This is a genomic window from Streptosporangium sp. NPDC050148 (assembly GCF_055586505.1).
Genome location: NZ_JBVJIA010000009.1, coordinates 139,877 through 159,969 on the forward strand (window position 1 = coordinate 139,877; position 20,093 = coordinate 159,969).

Annotated in this window: 13 protein-coding genes; 7 read left to right on the forward strand and 6 right to left on the reverse strand. The window is 74.5% G+C overall.

The genetic code is table 11. The annotated features are described in order from the left end of the window. The first annotated feature begins 56 nt into the window (after nucleotides 1-56). Nucleotides 57-2,336: an ABC transporter permease gene (locus ACZ6RT_RS12710; RefSeq protein ID WP_470153489.1), complete on the forward strand. Its 2,280-nt coding sequence runs from the start codon at nucleotides 57-59 to the stop codon at nucleotides 2,334-2,336. A 98-nt stretch (nucleotides 2,337-2,434) separates the two neighbouring features. Here the strand turns inward: ACZ6RT_RS12710 and treS are convergent, their stop codons facing one another. Continuing rightward, the gene (gene treS, locus ACZ6RT_RS12715; protein ID WP_399187541.1) at nucleotides 2,435-4,129 is read right to left on the reverse strand and encodes a maltose alpha-D-glucosyltransferase; all 1,695 of its coding nucleotides are present in this window, start codon (nucleotides 4,127-4,129) and stop codon (nucleotides 2,435-2,437) included. Nucleotides 4,130-4,486: 357 nt separating this feature from the next. Next, the gene (locus tag ACZ6RT_RS12720) at nucleotides 4,487-6,145 is read right to left on the reverse strand and encodes an asparagine synthetase B family protein (RefSeq protein WP_470153492.1); all 1,659 of its coding nucleotides are present in this window, start codon (nucleotides 6,143-6,145) and stop codon (nucleotides 4,487-4,489) included. A 71-nt stretch (nucleotides 6,146-6,216) separates the two neighbouring features. On the opposite strand from ACZ6RT_RS12720, the gene ACZ6RT_RS12725 reads away from it, so the two are divergent. The 6 genes from ACZ6RT_RS12725 (at nucleotide 6,217) to ACZ6RT_RS12750 (ending at nucleotide 13,838) form a co-directional block, all read left to right on the forward strand. Next, nucleotides 6,217-8,124 (forward strand): hypothetical protein, encoded by a 1,908-nt coding sequence (locus tag ACZ6RT_RS12725; protein ID WP_399187537.1) that lies wholly within the window; start codon nucleotides 6,217-6,219, stop codon nucleotides 8,122-8,124. 197 nt (nucleotides 8,125-8,321) lie between these two features. Beyond that, a complete protein-coding gene (locus ACZ6RT_RS12730; RefSeq protein ID WP_470153494.1) occupies nucleotides 8,322-8,981 on the forward strand; it encodes an anticodon-binding protein in 660 nt (219 codons plus the stop codon). Then, a complete protein-coding gene (locus ACZ6RT_RS12735) occupies nucleotides 8,981-9,847 on the forward strand; it encodes a neutral zinc metallopeptidase (RefSeq protein WP_399187533.1) in 867 nt (288 codons plus the stop codon). Before ACZ6RT_RS12730 ends, ACZ6RT_RS12735 begins: the two co-directional genes overlap by 1 nt. A 141-nt stretch (nucleotides 9,848-9,988) precedes the next feature. Then, nucleotides 9,989-11,371: a diaminopimelate decarboxylase gene (gene lysA, locus ACZ6RT_RS12740; RefSeq protein WP_470153496.1), complete on the forward strand. Its 1,383-nt coding sequence runs from the start codon at nucleotides 9,989-9,991 to the stop codon at nucleotides 11,369-11,371. A 78-nt stretch (nucleotides 11,372-11,449) separates the two neighbouring features. Further along, complete coding sequence (locus ACZ6RT_RS12745; RefSeq protein WP_344888697.1) at nucleotides 11,450-12,742, forward strand: homoserine dehydrogenase; 1,293 nt, start codon at nucleotides 11,450-11,452, stop codon at nucleotides 12,740-12,742. 268 nt (nucleotides 12,743-13,010) lie between these two features. After that, nucleotides 13,011-13,838 carry a polysaccharide deacetylase family protein gene (locus ACZ6RT_RS12750; protein WP_470153498.1) on the forward strand — a complete coding sequence of 276 codons (828 nt, stop codon included), beginning with the start codon at nucleotides 13,011-13,013 and terminating at the stop codon, nucleotides 13,836-13,838. 36 nt (nucleotides 13,839-13,874) lie between these two features. Here ACZ6RT_RS12750 and ACZ6RT_RS12755 read toward each other — a convergent pair whose 3' ends face one another. From ACZ6RT_RS12755 to ACZ6RT_RS12770, 4 genes are read right to left on the reverse strand one after another with little or no spacing between them, the layout of a single operon-like run. Further along, complete coding sequence (locus ACZ6RT_RS12755; RefSeq protein WP_470153500.1) at nucleotides 13,875-15,635, reverse strand: glycosyltransferase family 2 protein; 1,761 nt, start codon at nucleotides 15,633-15,635, stop codon at nucleotides 13,875-13,877. Then, entirely contained in the window at nucleotides 15,632-17,554 is a 1,923-nt protein-coding gene (locus tag ACZ6RT_RS12760; RefSeq protein WP_470153502.1) for a glycosyltransferase family 2 protein, read from the reverse strand. The genes ACZ6RT_RS12755 and ACZ6RT_RS12760 overlap by 4 nt, the downstream gene beginning before the upstream one ends. After that, nucleotides 17,554-19,371, reverse strand: coding sequence for a glycosyltransferase family 2 protein (locus ACZ6RT_RS12765; RefSeq protein ID WP_470153504.1), 1,818 nt, complete (start codon nucleotides 19,369-19,371; stop codon nucleotides 17,554-17,556). The genes ACZ6RT_RS12760 and ACZ6RT_RS12765 overlap by 1 nt, the downstream gene beginning before the upstream one ends. After that, nucleotides 19,368-19,922 (reverse strand): MCP four helix bundle domain-containing protein, encoded by a 555-nt coding sequence (locus tag ACZ6RT_RS12770; protein ID WP_470153506.1) that lies wholly within the window; start codon nucleotides 19,920-19,922, stop codon nucleotides 19,368-19,370. The genes ACZ6RT_RS12765 and ACZ6RT_RS12770 overlap by 4 nt, the downstream gene beginning before the upstream one ends. Nucleotides 19,923-20,093: the final 171 nt, after the last annotated feature.

Below are 20,093 nucleotides of genomic sequence, written 5' to 3' on the forward strand. Positions count from 1 at the left end.
GTGCGTGCTCAGGCTCCCGTACGTGCCCCGGTGCCCGCGCGCCCCGCGGGGGCGCGGTGAGCACCGTCCGCGCCTCGGTCAGGTGGGTCCGGGCCGACCTGCGGGCGCGCCGGGGGCAGACGCTGCTGACGGTGCTGGCCGTGGCCGGTATCGTCACGGCGCTGATCACCTCCGCGACCCTGCTGGAGGACGGCACCAACCCCTGGCGGGCGCTGTTCGCCGAGTCCAGGGGCGCGCACGTGTGGATCCACACCGGGGAGGCCCCCGACACGACCGCGCTGTCGCGGCTGCCGGGCGTGGTCGAGGTCGCCGGCCCCTACCGGTCGGCGCCGGTCACCCTCACCCTGAACGGCAAGAAGTCCCCGGTGGCCCTGCGGGAGACGTCGTCGGCGCCCCCGCGGGTCGCCGCCCCGCTGATCCGCGAGGGGCGCACGCTCCGCTCCGGCGACACCGACGGGGTGATCGTCGAGCGTTCCTTCGCCAGGGCGCTCGGCCTGCGGGTCGGCGCGCCCTTCCCGGTGACCGCGCTCAACGGCGCCACCCACCCGCTCATCGTGGTCGGCCTGGCCGACAGCGCCGAGCAGGGCTTCTACCCCGAGTGGACGCCGGGCCTGGCCTGGACGCTCCCGTCGGCGCTGGCCAGGGTCGAGCCGGCCCTGGGCCGCAGCGAGTCCGTCACCGGGCTGCGCCTGGCCGACGGCGAGGCCACCCTGCCCGCCGTGCACGGCGCCGTCACCCTGCTGGACGGGCAGATCCAGCGGATGTCCACCTGGCGCGAGGTACGCGCCTCGATGGAGCTGGACAACCGGCTGCTCGGCCTGCTGCTGGCCCTGTTCGGCGTCACCGGGCTGGTCGCCGCGGCCCTGGCCATCGCCAACGCGGTGGGCGGCCGGGTGCTCACCCAGACCCGTGACATCGCCACCCTGAAGTCCCTCGGCTACACCCGCGGCCAGGTCTTCGCCGTCCTGATGGTCGAGCACGGCGCGCTCGGGGCGGTCGGCATCGCCATCGGGCTGGTCTGCGGCCAGGTCGCCGCCTCGTTCGTGCTGGACGGCGTGCCGATCCCGCCGCTCTCGCCGGTCCCGCTGCTGGCCATCGCCGGCGGCACCGCCGCGGTGGTCCTGGTGGCCGTCGCGCTGCCGGCCTGGCGCGGCGGCCGGACCCCGCCGGTGCCCGCGGCCCCGGCCGCGCCGCCCAGGGGCCACCTGTCCCGGCTGGCCCGGCTGGCGCTCCTCGCGCGGCTGCCGCCCGCCCTCGTCCTGGGCAGCCGGGACGCGTTCACCCGCAGGCTCCCGGCCTTTCTGAGCATCTTCGGGGTGGCGATCCCGATGATGATGATCACCATCGCGCTCGGCTGCTGGAGCACCCTGGACGACTTCCTGCGCCACCCCGAGCGGGTCGGCCAGGCCGCCGCGCTCGTGGTGCGGCCCGCCAAGGTCCCGGCCGCCGAGGCCGTGCGGATCGCCAGGGCCGACCCCGACGTGCTGGCCGCCCACCCGGGCGCCGAGGTGCCCGCGCTGGAGCCGGAGCAGACCAGGAGCGTGCTGGCGCGCGCCGTGGGCACCTCGGCCGACCCGTACCCCTTCTCGGTCGTGGAGGGCCGGATGTTCGCCGCCCGGGGCGAGGCCGTCGCCGGGCAGGGGCTGCTGGACCTGCTGGACGTGAGCATCGGCGACCGGGTCAGGCTGACCGTCGGCGGCACCCCGCTGATCGTGCACCTGGTCGGCCGGGTGGTGGAGCCCGACCACGACGGGGAGGTGCTCTCCCTAGGGATCGACAGCCTCCCGGCCAAGGACGCGGTGCCGCCGCAGTTCTACAGCCTGGTGCTCAGGCAGGGCGCCGACCCGGCCACGGTCCGGGCGCGGCTGCTGGCCGCCTCGGGCGAGACGCTGGAGGTGGCGCGGGTGGTCAACCCGGCCGAGCGGCTCGCCGTCATCCGGGTGGTGATCGTGGCGCTGATCGCGGTGCTCGCCCTGCTGGGCCTGGCCAACCTGCTCACCGCCGGCGCCCTGGGCCTGCGCGACCACGCCTTCGACCTGGCGGTGCTCAAGGCCATGGGCCTGACGCCCCGGCAGGTGGCCGCGACCCTGGTCACCGGGACCGGCCTGCTGATCGTGCTGGGCGTGGTCGCGGGCACCGTGGCCGGGGCCTCGGTGGTCGGCGGGCTGATCGACCTCCAGGGCCACACCAGCGGCGTCGGGGCCGGTATCGGCCGTACGCCCTCGGCCATGACGCTCGCCGTCGCGGTGCTCGTCGCGGTCGGCGCCTCCCTGCTGGTGACCCTCATCCCGGCGGGCCGCGCGGCCCGCGCGCAGGTCCCGGTCACCGCCCGCTAGTCCCGCGGATCCGGCCGGTCCCGCACGGCTGCGGGATCCCGTACGGCCTCCGGGCAGGCGACAGGGCCCGGGGGTCTCCCCGGGCCCTGGGGTGCCGCTCAGAACGTCAGCGAGAACCAGTAGAAGCCGTGACCGGGCAGGGTCAGCAGGTACGGCAGGGTGCCCACCTCGGGGAAGCGCACCCCGCCCCTGGCCTCCACCGGGGTCATGCCCAGGAAGCGGCGCAGGTCCAGCTCGACCGGCTGCGGGAACTTCGACAGGTTGTTGACGCAGAGCATCAGGTCGTCCCCGTCCTCGCGGACGAAGCTGAGCACCGCCGGGTTGCTGGACCACAGCTCGTTGTAGACGCCGGTCCCGAAGACCGGGTGGTTCCGGCGGATCGCCAGCATGTTCCTGGTGAAGTGCAGCAGCGAGGCCGGGTTCTTCTGCTGGGCCTCGACGTTGACCGCCTGGTAGCCGTAGATCGGGTCCATCACGGCGGGCAGGTACAGGCGGCCCGGGTCGGCCCTGGAGAAGCCGGCGTTGCGGTCGGGGCTCCACTGCATCGGGGTGCGGACCGCGTCGCGGTCCTCCAGCCAGATGTTGTCGCCCATGCCGATCTCGTCGCCGTAGTACATGACCGGGGAGCCCGGCAGCGACAGCAGCAGCGCCGTGAACAGCTCGATCTGGTCGCGGTCGTTCTCCAGCAGGGGCGCGAGGCGACGCCGGATGCCCAGGTAGGCCCGCATCCTCGGGTCCTTGGCGTACTCGGCGTGCATGTAGTCGCGCTCCTCCTCGGTCACCGTCTCGAGCGTCAGCTCGTCGTGGTTGCGGAGGAAGATGCCCCACTGGGCGCTGTCGGGGAGCTTGGGGGTCCGCGACATGATCTCGGAGATCGGCTCGCGGCTGCCCCGGCGCACCCCCATGAAGATGCGCGGCATCAGCGGGAAGTGGAACGCCATGTGGCACTCGTCGCCCCCGGTCGCGGGGTCGCCGAAGTACTCCACCACGTCCTCGGGCCAGCCGTTGGCCTCGGCCAGCAGCACCCGGTCGGGGTAGAGCCGGTCGACCTCGGCGCGGATCTTCTTCAGGTACGCGTGGGTCTCCGGCAGCCCCGAGCAGCTGGTGCCCTCCCGCTCGAACAGGTAGGGGACCGCGTCCAGGCGGAAGCCGTCGATGCCGAGGTCCAGCCAGAACCGCAGGACCTCCAGCATGGCCTCCTGGACCGCGGGGTTCTCGTAGTTCAGGTCCGGCTGGTGGTGGAAGAACCGGTGCCAGTAGTACTGCTTGCGGACCGGGTCGTAGGTCCAGTTCGACTCCTCGGCGCCGACGAAGATGATCGGCGCGTCCGGGTAGCCGGTGGGGTCGTCGGACCAGACGTAGAAGTCCCCGTACGGGCCCTCGGGGTCGTGCCGGGAGGCCTGGAACCACGGGTGCCTGTCGCTGGTGTGGTTCATCACCAGGTCGGTGATGATGCGCAGGCCCCGCCGGTGCGCCGACTCGATCAGCTGCACGAAGTCCCCGAGGTCGCCGAAGTCCGGCAGGATCTTCATGTAGTCGGAGATGTCGTAGCCGCCGTCGCGCAGGGGGGACTCGTACAGCGGCAGCAGCCACAGGCAGTCGACGCCGAGCCACTGGACGTAGTCCAGCTTCTCGATGAGACCGCGCAGGTCACCCGTACCGTCGCCGTTGGAGTCCTTGAACCCGCGGACCAGCACCTCGTAGAAGACGGCGCGCTTGTACCACTGCGGGTCCGCCGAGACGAAGTCCTCGGCCACGGACTCGGAGGCATGGAAAAGGGGGGATGCGTTCATCGTGTTCTCGCTCACGGTGATGGAGGCAGGACGAAGTCACCGGATGCTCCGGCTGATGATGTTTGGTGACCGCGCCGGCGGGAGCCGTCATCCCCACGAGCTCCGTGCCCTTGGACAGACCGAATTTGTGATTCTGGTCCATCCGTTCTGGCGCTTTCTGGGCCGAACACTACCAGCCGGCCGAACGTCCGGAAGCCCTCTTGGCATGGTCGATCGGCCCTCTGGCGCGGAATCCTCCCGGGGGCCGTGCCGAGGCCGCGTAATCGCCGCGTCGCTCAGTGTTCTCCTGCCGGAAACATGGCACGCCGCACGGCGCCCACCTGGGCCGCCGCCCGGGGACGCCCGATCGCGGGAGGCTCAGGCCCAGGGCGGGGAGAGATCGTCCAGGTGGTCGCGGTGGTCGCCGATCCAGGCGCCGAACAGCACCAGGCTCCGCACCCAGAAGCGGTCGTTCCAGCCGTGGAAGCGGGCCAGCGCGTCCGGGCCCTCGGCGAGGGCGGCGAGCAGGTGCTCCGACAGCAATGAGGGCACCGTCTCGGCGACGAGGCCGAGCATCCGGTGGCCGTACCGCCGGGCGGGCGCGGCGGCCGAGCGCAGCGGGACCCGCTGGAGCGGCTGCTTGACCACGTTGGTGGAGGGCAGCGCGGCCACCCGGGGGTCGGCCGCGTGCAGCAGCTCGCGGTAGAAGCGCCCGGCGGCCTTGCGGTGCACGCCGACCGAGAGCGCGGCGTCGAAGAACTCCGGGTGCAGGAACGGCGCCGCGAACGACGCCTCGGGGCCGACCAGGTTGACCGGGGAGCGGGCGATGCCCCGCGCGGTCCGGGTGTGCAGGACCGACAGCGGCAGCTCGGCCCGGTGGCCGTTGAGCACGGCGGTCGACTGCGTGAAGGCCCGCTCGACCGCGTCGGCGATCCAGGACTCGGCCTGCTCGGACAGGAACGGCACCGAGGCCGGTCCCAGCGTCAGCGAGCCGAGCAGCGCGGCCTTGCGCTCGGCCTGCGTGGTGGCCTCCAGCGCGGCCCCGCTGACCATGAAGTTCTTCAGCAGCGGCCCTCCGGCCAGCCCGTCGACGAGGGTCCGGCCCGACCGGTGCACCTCGCGGGCGAACGGGGTGTACCAGGCGTGGTGCGGGGTGAGGAACTCCAGCCGCCGCGCCGCGGCCAGCGCGTCGTCGGGGTAGGCGGCGGCGTCCTGGGGGATCACCCGGTGGCGCACGCCCAGCTCGCGGGTGATCGCCCTGGCGAAGACGATGTCGGTGTCGGTGCCGTCGTCGGGACTGGTCGTCCACGACTCCACGTCGGCCCCGCGCGCCACCGCGACCGAGCAGAGCAGCCGCGAGTCGTAGCCGCCGCTGACCGGCACCAGCAGCGGGCGCCCGTCGAACTCCTTGTAGACCTCGTGCAGGATCTCCAGGATCTCCCCGGCCGTCCGCCCGGCCTCGTAGGGCTCCTCGCGCAGCCAGCGGGGCAGCATCCGCTCGGCCGAGATCCGGCCGCTCGCCCGGTCCCAGACCAGCGCGCCGGACCCGGCCAGCCGCCGCACCCCGGCGTAGGGGGTGTCGTCGCGCAGCGGGAAGGTCAGCCGGATGATCGAGGCCCAGGCCTCCCAGTTCACCTCGTGCGGGCCGCGCGCGAGGGCGAGCAGCGGCTCCAGCAGGGAGGAGAAGTAGACCGCCCCGTCGCGCTCCAGGTGGTAGACGTCCACCAGGCCCAGGCCGCCGGCGTGCAGGACGACCCGCTCGCCGTCGCCGATCAGGCCGGGCGTCTCGTAGGTCTCCGCCACGGTGATCCAGGGCGCCGTGCCCTCGGGGGTGCGCTCGCCCCAGGCGAAGGCCCAGGTGCGCTCGTCGCGCCGGTAGGGCGGCAGCGGCGAGGAGCTGAACAGGGCCGCGCCCGGCTCCCGGAGGGCGGGCGTGACCCGCGGCCCGGCCCCGCGCAGCGTCTCCAGGACGGCCTCGTCGAGGTGTCCGATGCCGCCGCAGACGTACGGCCTCACATTGAACGTCGGCCACTGCACCGTGCTGACTCCTCTATGTCGCGATTGACCAAAGGGTATCCTTTCGGCCGGCTGAGAAAACGGAGGACGGCGTGGCGGGCGACCAACTCGAAAGCACACGACAGGCGTTACGCGAGGCGGTGGCTCACGCGGAGCGGGCCTCCGAACTGGCCCGGCTGCTGGACGCGGCGCAGGCCAGGGTCGCCGAGGCGGAGCGTGCGGCCGAGGAGCTGCGGGCGCTGCGGGAGCGGCTGAGCGAGACCGAGGAACGGCTGGAGGCCGCGAACGCGGCCGAGGAGAAGCTCAGGAAGGACCTCGCCGAGCAGCGCTACCAGGCCGAGGTGGCCAAGTGGAAGCTGTCGTCGGTGCAGGTGGCCCGCTGGTCCAGGCTCGGCGACGCGATCAAGACCGGGAAGAGCAACCCGGTACGGCTGGCCCGGGGCCTGCGCGGCGCGGCCAAGCCGGCCAAGCGCCCGACCGCCCCCAAGCGCCAGCCCGTCCCGCGCAAGACCGCCGACAAGCCCGCCGCCCCCGGCGCGTCCTTCCAGGCCACCAGCTCGGTCAGGACCGTCGGCGGCAGGTCGGTGAAGCTCAAGCCGTTCCGCGTCCCGACCGGGCCGAACACCCGCCCGCACCTGACCGCGGCCGTGATCGCCGAACCGCACGGCGAGGCGCTGCTGCGCTACGAGTGGCGCCAGACCACCGGCTTCACACCGCGCGACTTCGCCCGGGTGCTGGCCGCGGAGGTGCCGCACCTGCTGCTGGTGGAGTCGGTGACCGAGGGCCCGTGGGCCGAGGAGCTGCGCCGGCCGGGGCAGGGACTGCGCGCCCTGCTGTCCTGGTGCGCCCAGCGGGGCATCCGCACGGTCTTCTGGCACACCCGGGGAGAGGTGGACGACCTCGCCCCCGCGGCCGGACTGTTCGAGCACGTGGTGACCGCGCTGCCGGCGTCGGTGAAGTCCTGGGGCGCCGCGCTGGCGACCCGCGAGCCCGAGCCCGGCCGCAGGGCGCCCTCGCTGGGCATCCTGCCGTTCGCCGTCCAGCCCCGGGTGCACAACCCGCTGCCGCTGGCCGGGGACCGGTTCGGGCGGGTGCTGTCCCTGGAGGAGCTGCTCCCGGGGCACCTGTCCTACCCCGACGTGCTCACCTCCTACCGCTGGCCGGTCGCGGTGGACTGTCCCGCGGGCACCGAGCCCTGGCGGATGGCCGAGCTGGCCGCCTGCGGGACGCCCATCGGCACCGAGCCCGACCCGGTCCGCGCGCACGTGGCGCTGCGCCAGGCGTACGCCTCGGGGACGATGACCGAGAAGGTCGACGACCTGCTGGACGCGATCGGGCTGCCCAGCGGCCGGGCCACCCTGAACATCTCGGTGATCATGATCGACCGGGGGGACCTCGACCACACCCTGGCCCAGGTCGCGCCGCAGAAGGGCGTCGTGCAGCTCGTGCTGCTCTCGGACGCCCCGGACGCCCCGGGGCGGGCCCGCGAGGCCATGCCGGACGGGGTGGACGTCACGGTCCGCCGTACCGACTCCGGCCTGACCGTGGGCGGCATGCTGGACCGGGCGCTGGACCTGTGCCAGGGCGACCTGGTGGCCGTCATGGACGCCCGCGACCGGTACGGCGAGCACTACCTGGCCGACCTGAGCAGGGCCTTCCTGTTCACCACCGCCGACATCGTCGGCAAGGCGGCCTACTACGCCCACCTGCGCGACGTGGCCGCGACCGTGCTGCGCCAGCCCTCTGCCGAGTACTCCTACCTGCCCGACGTGGCCGGGGCGACCTTGCTGGCCCGCCGCACGGTGCTGCGCGGCATCGGGTTCGCCGACGTCTCCGACGGCTGGGCCGAGGTGCTGATGCGCCAGTGCCGCGCCGACGGGGTCAAGGTCTTCTCCGCCGACCGCTTCGGCTACGTCTGCCTGCGCGACCGCGACCGGTGGCTGCTGGGCTCGGCCCAGCTCGTCGACTACGGCCCGGCCGAGCCGCACGCCCTGGTCTGACGTCCGCGATCCCGGCCCGGCCGCGCGTTCTCGCCCGGCGCCCGTCCGGTACGGGGTCGCCGACGTCGGTCCGGTCGGGGTCGCCGGTCCGCCCGGTACGGGGTCGCGCCCGGCCTGGCGCGGCCCCGTCACCGAGGGGGCGGGCGGTCCCGTGCCGAGGGGGAGGGCGGCGCCGGGCCCGGGGTTAGGCTGCCGGGATGACGCCCGCCCGGCTCGACGAGCTTCTCGGCCGGCCGCCGATCCCCCGGGGCACCTGGGCCCGGGAGGCGGTCTACCTCTGCCCGCCCGTCGCGGGCCCCTGCGGGGACCCGGAGGCGACGGCCGGGCGGCTGCGCACGCTGGACGGCGTCTCGGACGTGCGGGTGCGCCCGGGGGGGTTCCTGGAGATCGTGGTGGCCGTGCCGGGCGAGCTCGTCACCGGGATCGGCCCGGCCGGAGCCCCCGCGGTCACCGGCGCCTCCCCGTGGGAGGACCTGCCCCGGACGTGGGCCAACCCCGGATTCGCGGTCAGGTACGCGCACGTGCGGGCGGCCGCCGTGCAGCGCTGGGCGGCGGAGCTGGGCGTGGGCGGGCCCTTCGTGCCGGAACTGCTCGACGGCCGCCTGGACCGGGCCGTGCTCAGGGTGCTGGCCGAGGCGCACGGCAGGAGGGCGAGCCGGGACCCCGGGTGGGCCGCCTACGCCCTCCGGCTGGCCCTGGCCTACCACGACGCGTTCGAGGGGGCCGGGGTGCTCCCGGTGGGCGACGAGGAGCCCTCTCCGCTGCACGCCGCCCGGGTGCGGCTGGCGCGCGCGGTCCGGGACGTGCTGGCCGAGGCGCTGGCGGCCGTTGGCGAGGCGGCCCCCGGCAGGATGTAATGAATCCTCCTGATCGACATGAGAACAGCGGAAAGAGCGGAAGGGGCGCGATGGACGGCTCCGGGGAGCCCCCGCCCGGGACCGGGCGTACGGCCCGGCGGGCGCTGCGCAGGACGCTGCCGGTCCTGCTGGCCTTCGCCGTCGTCCTCGGCGGGCTCGCGTACTTCGGCGACGAGGTGCGGGAGCTGATCGGCACCGCGCCCGGCTCGCCCCGCTCGCAGGCGGCGACGCACGGCCTGCACGAGCGGGCCGAGCCGATCGACGCCCGCTGCGCCACGCTCCCGAAGGACCTGGACGCCGACGCCGGGGCGTCGCTCCGGGCCTTCGGCCGCTGCCTGGACCGGATGTGGACGGCCACCCTGAACCGGGCCGGGATGGAGTACGAGCCGCCCGAGCAGGTGCGGCTGGTCACCTCCGCCTCCCGGGCCGCGTGCGGGACCGGCGACGACGACTGGGCCGGGATCTACTGCCCGGACTCCCGGGTCGTCAACGTGCTGATCGAGGACGACGAGGTCTTCCCGATGATGTTCACGCTCGCGCACGAGTACGCCCACCACGTCCAGGAGGTCACCGGGCTGGCCGACCGGCGCGGCTCCGAGGCGTTCGACGAGGCATGGTCGCGACGCCTGGAGCTCCAGGCGGACTGCCTGGCCGCGGCGACGCTGCGGCAGGTGGCCCCGCGACGGCTGGAGCGCCTGCGCGCCCTGGCCGGACCCCAGGACGGCGCCGACGACGACGTACGGGCGGACCACCGGCGCTCGCACGGTTCTGGCGCCAGCGGTGCCGAGTGGATGCGGCGGGGCCAGCAGGAGGGCAGCGTGGCCGCCTGCAACACCTGGGGCGCCCCGGCCGACCAGGTCTCCTGAGCCCTCCGGACGGACCCCGGCGCGAAAATATATCGCTAAATCGGCAAATAACGTAAAAAGTTCGCGCGGTGGCGGGCGATCCCGTCTCGATGGGTGGGCAATCGTCTCAGGGGGATCACCGGGTCCGATAGCCTCGATCGGGTGAGTCGATTCGCCCATCCCGCCGGTGACCGGCATGCCGAAGTGCTGCCCGAGGAGCGCCCTCCGCACGCACCCGCCGACCTGAACACCCTCGATCCCGCCATCTGGCCGCGAACGTCCGGCCGCGCCGACGGCGCGGTCACGATCGGCGGCGCGGACGTCAGGGACCTGGTCGCAGAGCACGGCAGCCCGCTCTACGTGGTGGACGAGGAGGATTTCCGCTCCCGCTGCCGCGACTACGCCGAGGCGTTCTCCGGCGGTGACGTCCACTACGCGGGCAAGGCGTTCCTGTGCCGCGAGGTGGCCCGCTGGATCATGCAGGAGGGCCTCGGCCTCGACGTGTGCAGCTCAGGGGAGCTCGCCGTCGCGCTCAGCGTCGGGTTCCTGGCCGAACGGATCACCCTGCACGGCAACAACAAGTCGCTCGCCGAGCTGGAGCGGGCCGTCGAGGCGGGCGTCGGGCACATCGTGGCCGACTCCTTCGAGGAGATCGCCCGCCTGGGCTTCCTGGCCGAGAAGCACGGCACGCGCCCCAAGGTGATGATCCGGGTCACCGTGGGCGTCGAGGCCCACACCCACGAGTTCATCGCGACCGCCCACGACGACCAGAAGTTCGGCTTCTCGCTGAGCGGCGGCGCCGCGGCCGAGGCGGCCAGGCGGATCCTCGCCCTGCCCCAGCTGGAGCTGGTCGGCCTGCACTCGCACATCGGCTCGCAGATCACCGACACCGCGGGGTTCGAGGTGGCCGCGCGCCGCCTGGCCACCCTGCTGGTGCAGATCAAGGACGAGCACGACGTCGTGCTGCCCGAGCTCGACCTCGGCGGCGGGTACGGCATCCCGTACGTCGAGGGCGACGTCGCGCCCGACGTCAAGGAGATCGCCGACAGCCTGCGGGAGATCGTCGCCAAGGTGGCCGCCTCCGCCGGCCTGCCGGTGCCCAGGCTCACCGTCGAGCCGGGCCGGGGCATCGCCGGGCTCGCCGGGGTGACGCTCTACGAGGTCGGCACGATCAAGGACGTCGAGGGCCTGCGCACCTACGTCAGCGTCGACGGCGGCATGAGCGACAACATCCGCACCGCCCTGTACGGGGCCGAGTACACCGCGCGCCTGGCCTCCCGGGAGAGCGCCGCCGGGCCGATGCTCTCCCGCCTGGTCGGCAAGCACTGCGAGAGCGGCGACATGATCGTGCGCGACCTGTGGTTCCCGGCCGACCTGGCCACCGGCGACCTGATCGCCGTGGCCGGCACCGGCGCGTACTGCCGCTCGCTGGCCAACAACTACAACTACCTCCCCAAGCCCGCCGTGGTCGCGGTCAAGGACGGGGTGTCCCGCGTGATCGTCCGCCGGGAGACCGAGGACGACCTGCTGAGAGGACAGCTGTGAAACGACCTGGAGCGGCGGGGGCGGCCCTCGTGGCCGACGGCCCCGTCCGCCGTGCGAACGAGAGGGGCGTGTGACCTCATGGCACTGAAAGTCGCGCTTCTGGGATGCGGCGTCGTCGGCTCCCAGGTGGTCAGGCTGCTGCACGAGCAGGCCGACGACCTCGCCGCCCGCGTCGGCGCCCCGCTGGAGCTGGCCGGTGTCGCGGTGCGGCGCCTGGGCCGCAGGCGGGACGCCGAGGTGGACCCCGCCCTGCTCACCACCGACGCCGAGGCGCTGGTCACCCGCGACGACATCGACATCGTCATCGAGGTGATCGGCGGCATCGAGCCCGCCAGGTCGCTCATCCTGAGCGCGCTGAACGCCGGCAAGTCGGTCGTCACGGCCAACAAGGCCCTGCTCGCCGAGGACGGCGCGACCGTGCACGCCGCGGCCAGGGCCGGGGGTGCCGACCTGTACTTCGAGGCGGCCGTCGCGGGCGCGATCCCGCTGATCCGGCCGCTGCGCGAGTCGCTCGCCGGGGACCACGTGCACCGGGTGCTCGGCATCGTCAACGGCACCACCAACTACATCCTCGACCAGATGGACTCCAGCGGGGCCTCGTTCTCCGACGCGCTGGGCGAGGCGCAGGCGCTGGGCTACGCCGAGGCCGACCCCACGGCGGACGTGGAGGGCTTCGACGCCGCGGCCAAGGCCGCGATCCTCGCCGGGATCGCGTTCCACAGCCGGGTCACCGCCGCCGACGTGCACCGCGAGGGCATCACCGAGATCACCGCGGCGGACGTGGCCAGCGCAAAGGCGATGGGCTACGTGATCAAGCTGCTGGCGATCTGCGCCCGCTCCGACGACGGCCGCTCCTTCGGCGTACGGGTGCATCCGGCCATGATCCCCCGGACGCACCCGCTGGCCGGGGTCCGCGAGGCCTACAACGCGGTGTTCGTCGAGGCGCGCTCGGCGGGACGGCTCATGTTCTACGGCGCGGGCGCGGGCGGCGCGCCGACCGCCAGCGCCGTGCTGGGCGACATCGTGGCGGTGGCCCGCAACGTGCTGGCGCGCACCCGGGGGCCGGAGGAGTCCACCTACGCCGACCTGGTCGTGCACCCGATGGGCGAGACCGTCACGCGCTACCACGTCTCGCTGGACGTCGCCGACCGGCCCGGCGTGCTCGCCCGGGTCGCCGACATGTTCGCCAAGCAGGACGTCTCCATCCAGACCGTCCGCCAGCAGGGTCACGGCGACGACGCCCAGCTCGTCCTGGTCACCCATCGGGCCAGCGACGCCGCGCTCTCGGCCACCATCGAGGCGCTGCGCGAGCTGGAGATCGTCCGCAACGTGGTGAGCGTCATGCGCGTCGAGGGCGAGGACGCCTCCTAGCGGCGGCCGTCGTCCCCTGACGGCCGGGGTCCCGGCCCCGGCCGTCCGCGTCCGCCCGCCCCGGTCCCGTCCGGGTGCCGCCCGGATCCCGGTCCCGGCCCTGCCCGGGGCCTGGCCGGTCCGGCGGAACGGGCCGTTCGCGGCCCGGGGCGCTCGTCATGCCGGGTCGGCATGGTTCCTGGGTGTTCGGTAACGGATGATCTCGCGGCCCTCGATGGGCGATATGTTGCCTTTGTCGGTGTCAGCAGTTCCGGGAAGGGGACCCTCCGTGAAGGTCGTTCGTCGGATGGTGGCGCTCCTCGCGGTACCGGTCCTGGTGACGGTGGCCGCACCGGCCGCCCTGGCGGGGAGCGGCAAGCCTCCGAAGGTCAGGACGGTCGTCTCGCTGACCTTCGACGACGGCGACTCCACCCACCCGGCCGTGGCCGGCATGCTGGAGAGACACGGGATGCGGGGGACGTTCTACGTCAACACCGACACCGTCGGCGGCGAGGAGAAGCTGACCCGGCGCGGGCTCGCCCGGATCGCCAAGAAGGGCCACGAGATCGGCGGGCACACCCTCACCCACGTCCGTCTCACCGAACTGACCCGGAGCGAGCAGGAGACGCAGATCTGCGACGACCGCAGGAGGCTCGTCTCCTGGGGGTACCGGCCCGTCACCCTCGCCTACCCGTTCGGCTCGGTCGACTCCGACGCCAAGGCGGTGGCCCGGCGGTGCGGTTACGACGCGGCCCGCGGGGTCGGCGGGCTCAAGGAGTGGGCCTGCCCCGCCTGCCCCGGTGCCGAGACCCTCCGCCCCAGGGACCGCTACGACATCCGCACGCCGGGATCGATCCGCGAGGACACCCTGCTGCGGCACATGAGGCAGCAGATCCTCAACGCCGAGAAGACCGGCGGCCTGGTGCCCCTGGTGTTCCACCGGGTCTGCGACGACTGCGGCCTCTACTCGGTCACCCCCGAGCGCATGAACGACTTCCTCGGCTGGCTCAAGGACCGCAGGTCCCGGGGCACGGTGGTGAAGACCCTCAAGGACGCCGTCGGCGCCCGCCACCGCCCCCTGCCCCCGGCGGAGGACCCGGCGGCCGCACCGGGCTGAGCGAGGACGCTCCCGTCCCCGCCGCGGGCCCGGATCTCACCGCGAGCCCCCCGCGAGCCCCCGCAGGCGGCGGGCGGCGCGGCGCAGCAGGGAACGCTGCCGAGCCCGGTGCAGGGCGACCGCCTCCAGGCGGCGCTGCTCGGCCTTCTCCTTCCACCGGTCGGCGTCGCGCCGTCCCTTGGCGGCGTCGGCCCGGAGCCGCTTGACCTCGGCCTTGAGGGCGGCGGCCTGCCGCCGGGCGCGCTCGGCCTCCCGCGCCCGGGTCTCGGCCGTCGCCCGCCAGCGCGCCGCCTCCCGGTTGCGGTTCGTGGTCCAGGAGGGGTACGCGCGCGCCGCGGGCAGCAGCCGCCAGGACTCGGCGTCCAGCCAGGTCACCCCGTACAGCTCGGCGATCACGTCGTCGATCGGCTCGTCCTCGCGCGCCACCCGCAGCGCCCGGGAGACGGCGGCGGTCCGCTCCAGCCGGGCGGCCAGGACGCCCGTCTCGTCCTCGTCCAGCGCCACCAGCAGCAGGCCCTCGCCGCCCTTCTCGGCCCGCTCGATCAGCATGTCCAGCGACTCGGCCCCCGGGACCCACCCGGCCGGGCAGACGAAGCGGAACGGCGCGGGCGCCGAGGTGGCGGGGACCCGTCCGAGGAAGCGGACGCGGCCGTCGTGGGCGTACTGGCCGTGCAGCAGCCGCAGGTCGAGCAGGGGGTCGTCCAGCGGCGCGGGGCGTTCGCCCTCCAGCGACTCCCACGGGCCGGTCACCGTGACGCGCACGTCGGGCAGGGTGCTGGCCAGCGTCCCGTCCACGCTCGCCCGGACGTCCTCGAAGCGGGCACCGCCCTCGGCGTTCACCACGACGTCGACGTAGGGGACCAGCCACTGCCGTCCGGAGTCGGTGCGCAGGGTGCGCCGGTAGGGGATCCGGTCGGCGATGAACGGCTCGTTGTGCCGCCTGACCTCGGCGGGCCTGCGCATGGCCGTCGTCGTGCCCAGGTGCCAGCTCAGCGCCCGCTCCTCCGGGACGAACACCGCGCCCGCCTGGGTCAGCCGGTACCCCAGCTCGGTGTCCTCGCCGAGGACCAGCGAGGTGTCCAGCCCGCCCACCTCGCGCAGCAGGGCGGCGGGCAGCGAGACCGTCGCGCCCACGTGGACGCGGTGCAGCAGCGCACCGGGTGCGTCGCGGAAGCCCCGGTGCGCCTCGACGAGCTCGCCGATCCAGTCGTGCCCGTGGTCGGGGTCCTCCTGGAACAGGGTCCCGGCCCGGTCCCCGGCGACGGCGGCCCGCACCTCGGCCGGGGTGGGCGGGGTCCCGTCCATGGCGGTGAAGCGCAGGGTGCCCGTCACCACCAGGTAGTCCGTCAGGTGGTGCCAGCGCAGGTGCGTCTCGACGTGCTCGCGGTAGGCGACGATGTCGGCGTCCATCCGGTGGATCACCTCGCCGTCGGCGACGGCCGTGCCGGTCTCCACGGCCCAGGCGATGCCCCGGCGGCCGGGCGCGGTGCCGACGATCCGGGTCCGCTCGGGGGCGATCTCGGGCAGCCGCAGCCGGGGCGTGCTGCCGTCGTCCACGACGATCACCTCGAGGAGGTGCGACGGGTAGGTCTGGGCGGCGAGCGCGGCCAGCGTGAGGTCCAGCCTGTCCTGCCGTCCCCGGGCCGGGATGACCACGCTCACCGGCAGGCGGGGCTCCCAGGCGCCCGGATCGGCCGGGCGGAGCACCCCGTAGTCGTTGCCCGGGATCCGCGGCGCGTCCACGGGGTCCGGGGTCCGTGGCGCGTCCGCGGCGCCGGGTGGCCGCGGCGCGCTCATGGCGCCTCCGCCGGGAGCTCCATCAGCGCGCTGGGCCGGAAACCCCGCCACTGGCGCTTGTTGCGCCGCAGGAACGTGCCGATCGGCTCGCGCCAGGTGTGGTTCGCGACGTTGCCGCGCCGCAGGATGTAGCCCAGGCCCTGGGTGCGGTAGATCTGCCCGCCCGCGGCCTGCACGGCGTGCTGGAACTGGGCGTCGATCGTCCCGGGCATGGGACGGAAACCGCCCACGGCCTCGAAGGCGGAACGTTCGGAGAAGATGGTCCCTCCGGCGATGAAGTTGGTGATCTGCTCGGTGACCTGCTCGCGGTGGACGGTCACCCCGATCGAGGCGAGGTGGACGAACTCCGGGACCATGCCCACGACCTGGGCACCCGAATAGGAGTGGGCCAGCAGCAGGTCGGAGACGAAGTCGGGCCCGTACCAGTCGTCGTCGTCCATCTTCAGCAGGAACGACCCCGACGCCCTGGCCGCGGCCTGGTTCAGCACGGTCCCGAACACGGTGCCCGCGTCCGGCTCGAACACGGTCACCGGATGCTCGAAGGAGGCCAGCGCCCCGGCCACGCCGGGGTGCGCCGCGGAGACGCCGTGCAGGGCCAGGATCACCTCGAACGTGGCGCCGCGCTGCCTGGCGAGCTGCTCCAGGGCGAAGGGCACCATGTCCGGGCGCCGGGTGGCCAGCAGCACCGAGACCGGGGCCGGGGGCCGGGCCGGGGCCCCGAGCTGTTCCCAGCGGGCCCGGACGCCGTGCACGCGCAGCGCCTGCCGGCGCAGCCGGACGCTGTGCTCCTCGCGCTCCAGGTCGTCCTTGAGGCCCGGCTCCCCGGCCGAGGTGATCAGCCTGGTCAGCTCGTCTCCCAGGGCGCCCGCCCAGCGCGGCACGGTCTCGCAGACCAGCGGCACCCCGGCCGCCGCCAGGCCGGTGACGACCCGCAGCGCGGCCACCGGCCCGGTGTGGGCGCGCCGCCAGTCCACCCGCACGCCCCGGACCTGCCGGATCCGGTCGACGTCCACGTCGGTGACGCGGCCGGAGGCGTCGAAGACGGTCAGCTCGCGGCCCTCGCAGACGATCGTCCAGCGGCCGGAGCGGACCGACAGGTCGGCCATGCCCAGGGAGGGCACGGTGACGAAGCCCATCGGGTTGACCGAGCGGTCGTCGACCGGCGGGATGGTCCGGGGCTCGGACAGGTCGCCGAGCCCGCTCCGGGCGATCGCGCCCCCGCCGGGCCGGCCGAGCCGCTCCCAGCTCATCAGCGCGGCCTCGGGACGGTCGTCCGGGACCGTCTCACCTTCCCAGTCCGGCGGCTCCTGCCCGACGGCGCGCACCCCCAGGTCGGCCCCGCGGGCGCCGAACCTGTCCGGGACCGGCCCGGCCGGGGGGGCGGGGGCCGCGTTCGGGTCGCCGGGACGCCAGTGGGCCGCCCCGGGACCGGCCAGCGCGGCGACGGGCGCGGCCACCGCGTCCAGCCGGTGCCCGCCGAACGCCCTGGCGGTCGCGGCGAGCGTGCGACCGGCCGGGACGGGTTTGGAGAAGGTGGCCTCGACCACCCAGGACGGTGGTGCCGGCCGGTGGACGCGGAGCTCGACGAGCGCGCGCCAGCGGTGGGCCGGGGTGGGGGAGAGCACCGGCGCGGTGTACCAGTGCGGCGTCTCCCGTACGGCGACGACGACCCGGGCGGCCAGGGGCAGCAGCGCCTGCAGGCTCGCGGCCCTGCGGACGTCGGTCGCCGTCCGGGCGAGCACCAGGACCTCCGCGGCGCTCTCCTCGGCGCCGGGCAGGCCGCCGGTGTCGCCGTCGAGGTCCATCGCCCCGCATGCCTCCAGCTCGCCCGGCGTCTCGAAGCCCACGTGGTAGACCAGCACGCGCCCCTTGCCGGCGCGCTCCCGGGCGGCGCGGACGAGATCGGTCAGGAGTGACATCAGCCGGTCCCGCCCCGGCGCGCGGCCGTCGAGAGGATCCTCCCCAGCGGGCCGCGCCGCCGCTCGTCCCGCAGGCGCCCGGCCTCGTCCCGCAGCCGGTCGGCCTCGGCGCGCAGGTCCCGCAGCTCGCCCTCCAGGCGCCGCGCCTCGCGCTTCCAGCGGGCCGCGTCGGCCCGCCACCTCGCGGTGTCGCCGGTGACGGGTTCGGCCTCCGCGACGGTCGTCACGCCGAACTCGGCGGCGCCCACCCAGAACGACCCGAACAGCTCGTGGACGAGGCCGTCGAGGTCCGCGGGCGCGCCGTCGGCGGTCTCCCCGGCGTCCGGGGCCGGAACAGGGACCCCAGGGACCCCGTCGTCGGCCACCAGGGCCGCCCTGGCGAAGGCGGCGGTGCGCTCCAGCCTGGCCGCGCCGACCCCGGCGGCGCTCTCGTCGAGGGCCACGCTCAGCAGGCCGTACCCCTCGCGCTCGGCGAGGGCGACCAGTTCGGCCAGGCTGCCGGGACCGAGCGCCCACCCCGCGGGCAGCAGGAGCCGGAACGGCGCGGGCGCCGAGCTCGCGGGCACCCGTTCGGTGAAGGAGACGCGCGGCTCGTGGGCGTACAGGTTGTACACCAGCCGCAGGTCGAGCAGCGGCTCGTCCAGGGAGGGGCGGCGCCCGGCCGGGAGCTGCGACCACGGGCCCACCACGGTGACGGCGACGTCGACCAGGGTGCCCGCGAGCGCGGCGTCCACGCATCCCCGCACGTCCTCGTAACCGGTGCCGCGCGCGTCGACGATCACGTGCACGTACGGCACCAGCCAGTTCCTGCGCGGGTGGGTGCGCAGCCAGCGAAGATCCGGGATGAGGTCGGGCAGCACCGACCAGTTGTGCCGGTGCACCTCCTTCTCCCTGACCATGACCGTGGACGGGCCCAGGTGCCAGGCCCGGGCCCGGGGGTCGGGGACGAAGACCGCGCCCGCCTGGGCGAGGCGGAAGCCCAGGTCGGTGTCCTCGCCCATGTTCAGCGTGGTGTTCACCCCTCCCACCGAGCGCAGCAGCGCCGCCGGGACCGAGGTGCTGGCCCCCGAGTGGAGCCGGTACGCCCCGGCGCCGGCGTCCCGCAGGAGGCGGGTCCCCTCCAGGATCCCCGCCCGCCACGCGTGCGGCGCCGACTCGTCGAACAGCTTCTCCGCGTCCCCCGCGGCCACGGCCTCGAAGATCTCCCCCGGGCAGGGGCCGGTCTCCTCCGGGGTGAAGCGGACGTCGCCCATCACGACGGCGTAGGGGACGACGTGGTGCCAGCGCATGTGCGCCTCCACGTGCTCCCGGTCCAGGATCACGTCGGAGTCGACCCAGTGCAGCACGTCCCCGGCGGCCTCGGCGGCACCGGTCTGGCGGGCCCAGCCCCGCCCCCAGCGGCCGTCGGGGACCCGGACCAGACGGGTCGCGGCCGGGGCGAGCGCGGGCGGGCGCAGCGGCGGGTCGCTGCCGTCGTCGGCGACGACCACCTCCATCAGGTGCGCCGGATAGGTCTGCGCGGCCAGGGCGGCGAGCGTGCGCTCCAGGGACTCCTGGCAGTCGTGCGCCGGGATCACCACGCTCACCCTGAGCCAGGGCTCCCACTCGCCCACCTCGGGCGGGACCAGCGATCCGTGGTCGTTGTGCCTGACCCTGGCGCGAGGGACGGCCCCTGGCCCGGTACGCGGCGCGGCCGGTCCGGCGGGCACGGTCCCGGGGACCGGGACCGGGACGGGGACGGGGGCAGGGGTGGGGGCGTCCGCGCGGGCGGGCCCGGGGCCGCCCGCGCCCGGGGAGGCGGGACCGGTCGCGGTCACGCTTCCCTCTCCGACAGGACCCGGCCCGTCCCCTCCCGGGACGGGACCTGCCCGTGCGCGGCCTGTCGGTGCGCGGCCTGTCCGTGCGCGGCGGGCGCGTACGGGGCCTGCCCGTGCGCGCTCTCGGCCGGGTGCGAGAGCAGGTCGCGGACCGTCTCCTCGATCTGACGGCGTCCCGGCGCGAAGGCCAGCCGGTCCTCGCCGAGGGAGACCAGGATCGCCTGCAGATCCTCGTCCCGCCTGTTCTCGTGCTTCTCGATCAGCGCCGTGATCTCGTCCAGCCGACGGTCCAGCCGCTCCGCGACCGTCTTGACGGTGGCCATCTCGGCCTCGTGACGCTTGACGCGGGCGTCGATGCGCAGGGCCTTTCCGTCCACCCTGCGGACGGTGAGGATCATCAGCAGCTGGACGGCCAGGACCGTCGCCAGGGCGCCGAGCACGAGGGCCGCGGTGACCGAGACGATCCCGGTGATCGCGAGCAGTGCCAGCGTGATCAGGACCAGCGGGCCGACGATCGCCGCGAGAAGCGTCAGTTTTCGGGGCGTGGGCATCCGCGCCTACCTTCCGTGCCGCTCTTCTTCCTGGTGTTACCTGTCGTGTGAGGGGAGATAAGCGAGGCTATCCGCCCTGCAAGCGCAAATATGTCGATAAATGGGAATTCGAAGGTTCCTGTGACCCATGTGACAGGTGAGGCACAGACCCGGGGGACGACCTGGGCGGCG